Annotated in this window: 9 protein-coding genes; 5 read left to right on the top strand and 4 right to left on the bottom strand. The window is 72.5% G+C overall.

The features are described from left to right. Positions 1-388: 388 nt before the first annotated feature. From ACWDBE_RS24390 to ACWDBE_RS24370, 5 genes are all read left to right on the top strand, one after another. Positions 389-1,597 carry an aliphatic sulfonate ABC transporter substrate-binding protein gene (locus ACWDBE_RS24390; protein WP_449809031.1) on the top strand — a complete coding sequence of 403 codons (1,209 nt, stop codon included), beginning with the start codon at positions 389-391 and terminating at the stop codon, positions 1,595-1,597. Positions 1,598-1,831: 234 nt separating this feature from the next. Beyond that, the gene (locus ACWDBE_RS24385; protein WP_449809030.1) at positions 1,832-2,635 is read left to right on the top strand and encodes an ABC transporter ATP-binding protein; all 804 of its coding nucleotides are present in this window, start codon (positions 1,832-1,834) and stop codon (positions 2,633-2,635) included. Further along, entirely contained in the window at positions 2,622-3,524 is a 903-nt protein-coding gene (locus ACWDBE_RS24380) for an ABC transporter permease (RefSeq protein WP_449809029.1), read from the top strand. Before ACWDBE_RS24385 ends, ACWDBE_RS24380 begins: the two co-directional genes overlap by 14 nt. A gap of 10 nt (positions 3,525-3,534) precedes the next feature. Then, on the top strand, positions 3,535-4,269 hold the full coding sequence (locus ACWDBE_RS24375; protein WP_449789748.1) for a sirohydrochlorin chelatase: 735 nt from the start codon (positions 3,535-3,537) through the stop codon (positions 4,267-4,269). Between the two features lie 223 nt (positions 4,270-4,492). After that, positions 4,493-4,882, top strand: coding sequence for a DUF6463 family protein (locus ACWDBE_RS24370; protein ID WP_449789749.1), 390 nt, complete (start codon positions 4,493-4,495; stop codon positions 4,880-4,882). 44 nt (positions 4,883-4,926) lie between these two features. On the opposite strand, the gene ACWDBE_RS24365 is transcribed toward ACWDBE_RS24370, so the two are convergent. The 4 genes from ACWDBE_RS24365 to ACWDBE_RS24350 form a co-directional block, all read right to left on the bottom strand. Next, positions 4,927-5,712, bottom strand: coding sequence for an RICIN domain-containing protein (locus ACWDBE_RS24365; protein WP_449809028.1), 786 nt, complete (start codon positions 5,710-5,712; stop codon positions 4,927-4,929). Between the two features lie 342 nt (positions 5,713-6,054). After that, positions 6,055-7,740 carry a DEAD/DEAH box helicase gene (locus ACWDBE_RS24360; protein ID WP_449809027.1) on the bottom strand — a complete coding sequence of 562 codons (1,686 nt, stop codon included), beginning with the start codon at positions 7,738-7,740 and terminating at the stop codon, positions 6,055-6,057. Between the two features lie 159 nt (positions 7,741-7,899). After that, on the bottom strand, positions 7,900-8,106 hold the full coding sequence (locus ACWDBE_RS24355) for a cold-shock protein (protein WP_030060364.1): 207 nt from the start codon (positions 8,104-8,106) through the stop codon (positions 7,900-7,902). Between the two features lie 296 nt (positions 8,107-8,402). Next, positions 8,403-10,553, bottom strand: coding sequence for an MMPL family transporter (locus ACWDBE_RS24350; RefSeq protein ID WP_449789752.1), 2,151 nt, complete (start codon positions 10,551-10,553; stop codon positions 8,403-8,405). Positions 10,554-10,758 lie beyond the last annotated feature (205 nt).

Below are 10,758 nucleotides of genomic sequence, written 5' to 3'. Positions count from 1 at the left end.
GACAGCTACACCGACAACCGCCGCACCGGATCGTTCCTGCTCATCGACCCGGCCGACGGCACCACCCTCACCGCCGGCATGGCGGGCGAGGCCTTCGACACCGCACCCACCACCGGCACACCCGACGAGGAGGACTGGGTCTGATGCCCAGCGAGGCGTTCTCGGGCATGGACAAGGAAGGCGGCCGCATCGGCAGCGGCGTCCTCGGCAGCGGCCAGGGCGGCCTGACCCGATGTGCGGGCCGACAGGGCTGAGTTCGCCCTGTCACCGGGCTGCCCTCCCCCACGGCCGCCCGGCCTGCCCCGGCACACCGCTGCCGCGCGCACCACCTTCCGCACCTTTGGCCCGAGACCGCCTCCTGACGGTCCGTCCGCGAACAGGACTCACCATGGCACCGAACCCGGCACCCTCACACGGCACGCCCCCGCACAGCCCGTCCGCCCACGGCCCGTCCGCCCATAGCCGCCCCCGCCCCCGCGCCGGGCGGATCAGACGGCCCGCCGCCGCGGCCGCGGCCGGCCTGACCGCGGTGGCCCTGCTGTCCGCCTGCGGCTACGGCTCGCAGGCCGACGGCAAGTCCTCCGACACCAAGGCCGGCACGGCGGCCACCGCCGGGGATTCCGGCGCGAAGCTGTCCGCGGACACGGTGAGGATCGGCTACTTCGCCAACCTCACCCACGGCACCCCGCTGGTCGGCCTCCAGGAAGGCATCTTCCAGAAGGAGCTCGGCTCCACCCAGGTCAAGACCCAGGTCTTCAACGCCGGACCCGCCGAGATCGAGGCCCTGAACGCCGGCTCCATCGACCTCGGCTGGATCGGCCCCTCCCCCGCGATCAACGGCTACACCAAGTCCGACGGCAAGTCCCTGAAGATCATCGGCGGTTCCGCCTCCGGCGGCGTCAAGCTGGTCGCCAACCCGGACCGGATCGCCTCCCTGGACGACCTCAGGGGCAAGAAGATCGCCACGCCCCAGCTCGGCAACACCCAGGACGTCGCCCTGCTCAACTACCTCGCGGGCAAGGGCTACAAGGTCGACGCGGCCTCCGGCGCCGGTGACGTCTCGGTGGTGCGCACCGACAACAAGGTCACCCCCGACGCCTACAAGTCCGGCTCCATCGACGGCGCCTGGGTGCCCGAGCCCACCGCCTCCAAGCTGGTCACGCTCGGCGCGAAGGTCCTGCTCAACGAGAAGGACGTCTGGCCGGACAAGCAGTTCGTGATCACCAACATCATCGTCTCGCAGAAGTTCCTCAAGGAGCACCCGGACGTGGTGGAGGCCGTGCTGCGCGGCTCGGTGAAGACCAACGCCTTCATCAAGGCCGACTCCGACAAGGCCAAGGCCGACGCCAACGAGGCGATCAGGAAGGAGGCCGGCAACTCCCTGGAGCCCGCCGTCCTCGACCCGGCCTGGGCCGACATCGACTTCCTGGACGACCCGCTGGCGAACACCCTCCAGGCCGAGGCCGACCACGCCGTCACCGCCGGGCTCCTGAAGAAGCCCAACCTGAACGGCATCTACGACCTCACCCTGCTGAACAAGGTGCTCGTCGCCCAGGGCCGGCCGGCCGTCGCGGACGCCGGACTCGGCGCCAAGTAGCCTACGCGGCACGGCCGTTCGCCCCAGCGCCACCGTTCACCGGGGCACCGCCGTTCACCGCGGCGCCGCCGTTCGCCCCGGCGCCGCCGCCCGTCCCGACTCCGCGGTCCGGCCCCCGCCCGCCCGGTCGATCCCCGATCGATGCCCACCGGGACGGGCGGGGCCCGGGCCCCGGCCCAGACCTCTCCCTCCCGCCCGGAGGACCCCATGACCACTCACGCAGGAGGTGCCCGGATGACTCCGGCACTGACCACCTCGGCGGACGCCCCCGGCGCCGACGCCCCCGGCGGCGCGCCCGCCGTCCGGATCTCGCACGTGCACAAGTCCTTCGGCCGCCCCGGCGCCCGGACCCACGTCCTGGACGACATCACCCTCGACGTCGCCCCCGGCGAGTTCGTCACCCTGCTCGGCGCCTCCGGCTGCGGAAAGTCCACCCTGCTCAACCTGGTCGCCGGCCTCGACCGGCCCAGCGCCGGCACCATCGAGGTGCCCGGCGGCCGCCCCGCGCTGATGTTCCAGGAACACGCCCTGTTCCCCTGGCTCACCGCCGGCCGGAACATCGAACTCGCCCTCAAGCTGGCCGGCGTCCCCCGCCCCGAGCGCCGCACGGAGGCCGAGCGCCTCCTCGAACTCGTCCGCCTCGCCGGCGCGTACGGCAAGCGCGTGCACGAGCTGTCCGGCGGCATGCGCCAGCGCGTCGCCATGGCCCGCGCCCTCGCCCAGGGCAGCCGGGTGCTGCTCATGGACGAGCCCTTCGCAGCCCTCGACGCCATCACCCGCGATGTCCTCCACGACGAGATCACCCGCATCTGGGCCGAACGGCAGCTGTCCGTCCTCTTCGTCACCCACAACGTCCGCGAGGCCGTCCGCCTCGCCCAGCGGGTCGTCCTGCTCTCCTCCCGCCCCGGCCGGGTCGCCCGCGAGTGGCACATCGACCTGCCGCAGCCGCGCCGCATCGAGTCCGCCGGCGTCGCCGACCTGTCCATCGAGATCACCGAAGAACTGCGTGGGGAGATCCGCCGCCATGGCCAGCACTGACACCACGCTCGCCAAGCACACCGGGAGCGCGAGCGACACCGCCGACGTCGGTGCGGGCCTCGACGCCCTCGACGCCGTCACCACCCAGCGCGGATCCCTCGGCGAGGCGCTGCGCAGCAAGGCCCTGCCGCCGCTGATCGGCGTCCTCGTGGTGCTCGCGCTGTGGCAGGGGGCGTACAGCCTGCAGCTCACGTCCTCGTACAAGCTGCCCAGCCCGGCGGACGTGTGGCGCTCCGCCCAGGACCTCTGGTACCAGGGCACCCTGTTCTCGATCATCTGGACCAGCGTCTGGCGGGGCCTGTCCGGCTTCCTGCTCGCCGTGGTCATCGGCACCCCGATCGGGCTGGTCGTCGCCCGGGTCCGGCCGGTGCGCACCGCGATCGGGCCGGTCCTGCAGGGCCTGCAGTCGCTGCCCTCGGTGGCCTGGGTGCCCGCGGCCGTCATCTGGCTCGGCATCAACGACTCGATGATGTACGCGGTGATCCTGCTGGGTGCCGTCCCGTCGATCGCCAACGGGCTGGTGGCCGGCATCGACCAGGTGCCGCCGCTGTTCCTGCGGGCCGGACGCACCCTCGGCGCCACCGGCCTCGCCGGGGCGCGCCACGTCCTCATCCCCGCGGCCCTGCCCGGCTACCTGGCCGGCCTCAAGCAGGGGTGGGCGTTCTCCTGGCGCTCCCTGATGGCCGCCGAACTCGTCGCGTCCTCGCCCGACCTGGGCCGGGGACTCGGCCGCTTCCTGGAGGACCAGCGAGAGTTCTCCGACATGTCGGGCGTCCTGCTCGGCATCATCCTCATCCTCTTCGTCGGCATCGCCATCGAGCTGCTGGTGTTCACCCCGGTCGAGCGCCGGGTGCTGCGCAACCGCGGGCTGCTGGCCGCGAGCAAGTGAGGCACCGCTGATGCCCGCCCTCCTCCTGATCGCCCACGGCAGCCGCGACCCGCGCCACGCCGCGACGGTGGCCGCGCTCGTGGAGGAGGTGCGGGCACGGCGGCCCGACGTCGAGGTCGCCACCGCCTACCTTGACCACTGCGCGCCACGGATCCCGCAGGTGGTGGGACGGCTGGCGGACGCGGTGGCGGTGCCGCTGCTGCTGAACCGGGCGTTCCACGCCAAGCACGACATCCCGGCCGCGCTGCGTGCCGCCGGCTCCCGGCTGCCGGTCGCGGACGTCCTCGGCCCCTCGCCGCTGCTGCTCGCGGCCCTGGACCGGCGGCTGGCCGAGGCCGGTCTGGCGGTCGGCTCGCCGGCGGTGCGGGCCCGTACCGGGGTCGTGCTGGCGGCGGCCGGCTCCTCCGATCCGGCCGCCGACGCGGCGACCCGCGCGGTCGCCGCCGAGTGGCGGCGCACCCGCGGCTGGGCCGGCGTCGAGGTCGCCTACGCCTCCGCGGCGGGCCCGCGCGTCCCCGACGCGCTCGCCGCCCTGCGCGCCGGCGGCGCCGGGCGCACCGCCGTCGCCCCGTACCTGCTGGCCCCGGGGCTGCTGCCGGACCGCATCGCGGCCGCCGCCGGGGCCGCCGGGGCGGACGTCCTGGCCGGCGTCCTCGGCGCGTGCCCCGAGGTGGCCGCACTGCTCCTGGAACGCCACGCCCAGGCCCTGCGGACGGCGCAGGCCGCCCCGGCCCTCACCGCCTGAGCCTCACGAGGCCTCGCGGTGCTGGCAGTACCAGTCCAGTAGATCTCACTATGCGCGAGCAGAAGCGTGATGCAAACGCATTGCGTGACTCAAGGCACTGTCGCTCCCCCGGGTGACGGCGCGCGGGGGCTCGCGGGGCCGCGGGCGGCGCGGCGGGCCCTGGTGCGGCGGCCGTAGCATACGGCGGGGTACGAAGCATTCGGTGCGGCGCGGGGAGGGCATCATGACCAGGGGCCTGGCCCGCTGGATACCGGGGCTGGTCATCGGCACGGCGGTGCTGCACCTGGTGTTCGGGCTGTGGCGGCCCTACGCGTGGGGGGCGATCGTGCGGGACGGGGTGCTGGCCGCAGTGGTCGAGCCCGGTGCGGCCGGGCGCGCGTCCCCCGCTGCCGCGATCGGGTTCACGCTGGGCGGGGCGGCCGTGGTGGTGCTCGGCCTGCTGGCCCGCCGCAGCCTCCGGGCCACCGGTGAACTGCCCGCCCTGATCGGCTGGTCGCTGATCGCGGTCGGCCTGCCGGTGTGCGTCGTCTGCTTTCCCGGCAACGGCGGCTGGATGCTGCTGGTGATCGGTGTGCTGGCCCTGGTGGCGGCCCGGAAACCGGGCCGCCACTGAGTCCGTCCAACCGGGCGACGGAACGTACGGGCCTACCGGGATCGTCAGACCGGGAGGTTCCACTTCTGGTTGTCGGCGCCGTTGCAGTCCCAGATGCCCAGCTGGTTGCCGTTGGTGGTGGAGAAGCCGAGGTCGTCCAGGCAGCGGCCGGACTGCGGGTTGAGCAGGGAGCCGTCACCGCGGGCCTGCCACTGCTGGGCGCCGGTGCCGTTGCAGTCGTAGATCTGCACCAGGGTGGCGTTGCCGGTGTTGCCACCGGAGACGTCCAGGCACTTGCCGAAGGCACGGATGGTGCCGTCGGTGCCGATCTTCCACTGCTGGTTGGCGTTGCCGAGGCAGTCCCAGATCTGGACCGGGGTGCCGTTGGAGTTGATGCCGCCGCGCACGTCCACGCACTTGCTCGCGTAGCCGGAGATCTGGCCGGTCGGGCCCGCCGGGACGGCGGGGCCGGAGACGATCCAGCCGGAGGTCGGCATCGCCGGCCACATGCACACCGCGGTGGCGGTGCCGTTGCCGGCGGCCCAGGCACCGAACGCCGCCGAGAAGACGGGGAACCCGTTGGCGCCGATGCTCTGGCAGCTGCCGGCGACGCGCCAGGTCTGGTTCGGGTCCATGCCCGAGCAGGTGCCGACGAAGCCGTTGCCGCTTCTGCCGACGGAACAGCTCGCGGCGGCCAGGGCGTTGGCGCCCGCAGCGGTCTGAGAACTCTGAGAACTCTGAGAACTCTGGGAGCCCTGGGTGGCCCGCTCGGCGGCGTCGGCGGCCGGCGCGGTGAGTGCGGCAGCTCCGGCCAGCAGGGCGGTGGCGAACACGGCTGCGATACGGCGCATGGAAGGTCCTTCCGGGTCGTGGGATCACGTCGACCCACCGTCGGCGCGACCGTGGTGACGGTGCGTCGGATGTGTGGGCCGCGTGAAAGACTCGGGGGTGCGCGGTCGGCCGTCAACCGGCAGGTCACCGGCAGCTGCCGGGCATGGGCGCCCTGATCAGGGCCGTCGCTCCGAGCGGCAGTTTCGTCGGGCCTGTTCGCCCCCGGCGCCGGACAACCGAACGGGCCCGGAGAGCCGGACGGGCCCCCGCAGAACCGAAACAGGCCCGGAAAGCCGAACGGGCCCCGCACGCCTCCTGTCGTGGGGAGGTGCGGGGCCCGTTCGGTACGGGTCGGACGGCCGTCAGTCGGCCTTGCGGCGCTGGCGGCCGGTGCCGTAGTTGGAGCCGGACTTGGAGCCGCTGCCGGGCTTGGCGCGGCCCGAGGAGCGGCCGATGAAGCCGGCCGCCTGCGGGCGCTCGCCCTGGGCGGCGCCGCCCATGCGCTGCTTGGGGCGGGGGCGGCGCGGGTTGCCGTTCATGTCGACGTCGGCGGGCAGCCCGGAGCGCTTGCCGGAGCGGCGGCGCGGAGAGCCGGACTTGGCCCCGGCGGGCTTGTCGGCGCCGGCCTGGGCCGCGGCGCCGGAGGCGGCCTGGTCCGCGGGGACCGGCACGGCCAGCGTCACCGGGACGCCGCTGGGCGTGCGGGCGCCGGTGATCCGGGCCAGGTCGGCGTCGCCCGGGCGGATCTTGGTGATGGTCGGGCGGATGCCGGCCACCGTCATCAGCCGGTTGACCTCGCGGCGCTGCTCGGGCAGCACCAGGGTGACGACCGTCCCGGACTCGCCGGCACGGGCGGTGCGGCCGCCGCGGTGCAGGTAGTCCTTGTGGTCGACCGGCGGGTCGACGTTGACGACCAGGTCCAGGCCGTCGATGTGGATGCCGCGGGCGGCGACGTTGGTGGCGATCAGCGCGGTGACGTGGCTGTCCCGGAACTGGTCGAGGACCCGGTTGCGCTGCGGCTGGGACTTGCCGCCGTGCAGGGCGGCGGCCTTCACGCCGTTGGCGAGCAGCTGCTTGGCCAGCCGGTCGGCGCCGTGCTTGGTGTGCACGAACATGATGACGCGGCCGTCGCGGGAGGCGATGTGCGCGGTGGCGGAGGCCTTGTCGGCGGGCTCCAGCTGGAGGACGTGGTGGTCCATGGTGGTGACCGCGCCGGCCGAGGGGTCGACGGAGTGGGTGACCGGGTCGGTCAGGAAGCGCTTGACCAGCCGGTCGACGTTGCGGTCCAGGGTGGCGGAGAACAGCATCCGCTGCCCGCCCTCGGCGACCTGCTCCAGCAGCTTGCTGACCTGCGGCAGGAAGCCCATGTCGGCCATCTGGTCGGCCTCGTCGAGGACCGTGATCTCGACGTCGGAGAGCTTGACGTCACCGCGCCCGATCAGGTCGTCCAGCCGGCCGGGGGTGGCCACCAGCACCTCGGTGCCGCGGCGCACCGCGTTGGCCTGCCGCCCGATCGACATGCCGCCGACGACGGTGGTGATCCGCAGGTTGACGGCGGTGGCGTACGGGGTGAGCGCCTCGGTGACCTGCTGGGCCAGCTCGCGGGTGGGCACCAGGACGAGCGCCAGCGGGTGCCGGGGGTCGGCGCGGCGCCCGGCGGTACGGGCGAGCAGCGGCAGGCCGAAGGCCAGGGTCTTGCCGGAGCCGGTGCGGCCGCGGCCGAGCACGTCGCGCCCGGCGATCGAGTCGGGCAGCGTGGCGGCCTGGATCGGGAAGGGCTCGGTGACGCCCTGGCGGGTGAGCGCGGAGAGGATCGCCTTGGGCAGTTCCAGCTCGGCGAAGGACGCCGCCGGGGGCCGGGCCGGGGTGCCCTGGACCACGGTGAAGTCGGTGGCCTCGGGGGTGGCGGCGGGGCGGTTCTGCCGGGGGGCGCCGGCGCGGCTGCGCGGCTTGCGCCGGCCGTCGCCGGAGGCGGTGCCGGCGGTGCGGCGGGCCTGGTCGGAGTTGCGGGGGCCGCGGTCGCGCGGCGGGCGGGCAGGGTTGGTCACGGGTTCTCCGTCCGTCGGTCTACAGCCCGGTCGGCGGGCTGGGTCGGCCGTCGGAAGGGAAAGTGCGCCGCCCCGGCCGTACGGCGGCATGAGCGGGGGCCCGCACCATGGGTGCGGGCCCCGCTTCGCGATGATCGCGAGTCAGCGTGGGAGCCGACGTCAGCCGATGATCTGGATGTTCTCGGCCTGCGGGCCCTTCTGGCCCTGGGTGACGTCGAACTCGACCTTCTGGCCCTCGAACAGCTCACGGAAGCCCTGAGCCTGGATGTTCGAGTAGTGGGCGAACACGTCGGCGCCGCCACCATCCTGCTCGATGAAGCCGAAGCCCTTTTCGCTGTTGAACCACTTCACGGTGCCGGTAGCCATAACCGTCTCCTCTAACTGGGGCATCAGGGACCCACACCTCGTGGATCCCCAAGTAGCCGCGATCCCCATCCGGAGACTGAAACACCGGACAAAACAAATGCGCCTGGCGGTTGGAACCAGCAGGCGCACACCACGTTCATGGGAACCAAAACTGCAACTGCCTCGACTGTAGCACGGTGGAACCGGGGTTGACCGGGGATTTTCTGCCCGGGAGATCACGTTTGGCGGCCCGGGGAAAGGGGCAGGCGGCGCCCCGCCGAAGCGGGACGCCGCCTGCCAGTACCGACCCGTCCGGGTCAGTGCCGACCGGCCGGTTCCGGCACGCCGTGGGCGTCGGCCAGCGGGGCCGGGCCCTGGCCGTGGCCGTGGCCGGGGCTGTCCGCGTGGCCGGGCCACCAGGCGCGGTGGCCGAGCAGCGCGGTGATCGCCGGTGTGAAGAACATCGCCATCACGAAGGCCGCCAGCACGATGCCGAAGGCCAGCGAGAAGCCGAGCTCCATGAAGAGCACGTTGCCCGCGAGCATGAAGGTCGCGAAGGACGCCGCCAGGATGAAACCGGCCGCCGCGACGGTCGGGCCGCCGTGCTTGACGGCCTCGCGGGCCGCGTCGCGCGGATTGCGGCCCTCACGGGCCTCCTCGCGGAGGCGGGCGATGATCAGGATGTTGTAGTCGGTGCCGATCGCCACCACGAAGAGGTAGATGAAGATCGGCAGCATGAACATCAGGCCGGGCTCGCCCTTGACGTTCTGGAACAGCAGGGTGGTGGCGCCGAGGGTCGCACCGAAGCCGAGGCCGACGGAGGCCATCAGGTACCAGGGGGCGACCACGCTGCGCAGCTGGAGGCCCAGGATGAGCATGATGAGCACGGCCGCGATCGGGAAGACCAGCGTGTAGTCGTGCACCATCGCGGTGTTGATGTCCTTGTACACCGAGGTGATGCCGCCGACCAGGGCCTTGCTGCCGGCCGGGGCCGACGCGTGGGCGGTGTCCCGGACCTTCTCGATGGTGTCGATGGCCTGGTTGGAGGCCGGCGCGTCCTTGAGCAGGACGGTGAAGTCGCCGGTGGTGCCCTCGGCGTTGACCGTCTTGGCCTCGGCGGACGGCGCGACGACCGTGGCGACCCCGGGGACGCCCTGGATCTTGCCGGCGAAGTCCTTGATCGCCGAGTCGCTGAGCTTGGCGCCGTCGGTGCTGGTCAGGTAGACGTGGCTCGGGTCGGCGGCGCCGGCCGAGAACGCGGTCATCAGCTTGTCCTGGACGACCATCGACTCCTTGCCCTTGGGCATGGAGCTGCCGGCCAGGTCGTAGGTGCCGTTGTAGTTGATGCCGGCCAGGGCCAGCACCACCAGGATGGCGCCGGAGACCAGGGCGACCAGGCCGGGCTTCTTGCCGGTCATCCGGCCCAGCGCGGCGAAGCGGGCGTTCGACGGCTCCTGCATCCACTTCTTGCCCGGCCAGAACACGCCCTTGGACGGGATGACGGCGAGCACGGCGGGGGCCAGGGTCAGCGAGACCAGGGCGGTCGCGATGACCGCGATGGCCAGTGCCGGGCCGAGCGCGGTGAACATGCCCAGGCTGGAGAGGACCAGGACGGCGAAGGCGACGGCGACGGCACCGGCGGCGGAGGCGATCGCCTCGCCGACCCGGCCGACGGCGTTGGCGACGGCCGTCTTGCGGTCCTCGCCCAGGCGCAGCCGCTCGCGGTAGCGGAACGCCAGGAAGAGGAAGTAGTCGGTGCCGACGCCCAGGACCACGATGATCAGGATCGCCGAGGTCATCGGGGAGGACTTGAGGTCGAACATCTTGATCGCGTCGGCGATCAGGCCGTTGGCCACCGGCATCGCGATGGCCAGCGAGAGTATGACCGGCAGGATGCCGGCCAGGATGCTGCGGAAGATGATGCCGACGATCAGGATGACCAGCAGCAGGCTGCCGAACATGACGATGGCGTCGGTGGCGCCGGAGGCGTCCTGCTGGTCCAGGCTGCTGGCGGCCTGACCGCCGACCTGGAACTTCAGTCCGGAGCCGTCGGCGAGCTTGGAGCCCTCGCTGCGAAGCTTCTTCGCGGCCTCGGTGAACTCCGTGCTCTGCATCTTGTTCTTGTCGATGGCGACCATGGACAGCGCGTACTTGCCGTCCTTGGACTTCGAGTTCTTGGGGTCGACCGGCAGGATCGTCTCGACGGCGGGGATGTGCGCGTCGGTGAGGCCCTTGACGACCTTGTCCATCGAGGCCTGGTCGGTCTCGTTCAGGGCCTGGCCGTCGTTGCGCTCGAAGAGCAGCAGCGCGGAGGGCGTGAAGCTCGACGGGAAGGCCTCTGCCTGGAGCTGCGCCGCCTGGATGGACTCGTAGTGCTTGGGCAGGAACGCGGACTCGTCCGTCTGCGAGGTGACCTTCGGCGCCGTCGCGACGATGGCGATCATCGCGACGACCCATGCGGCGATCACCCACCACGCACGGCGAACGACGAATTGTCCTAGTCGGTGGAACATGCTCGTGATGCCTCCTGGGCATGGTTCACCGCAGCCCTCGGGGGACGGGTTTCGGGGCGACGGCAAGGCCGACTCGGGAACGCCCGCAAGACGCTCCCTTGCCGGTCGGCAGGTAAGTAGATCTGGGGCATCATCCTACGAGCACTTGCTTGCCGCCCGG

It is taken from the genome of Kitasatospora sp. NPDC001132, assembly GCF_053598415.1.
The sequence above is the reverse complement of the archived record's forward strand: the minus strand, read 5'-3'. Positions and strand labels throughout refer to the sequence as shown.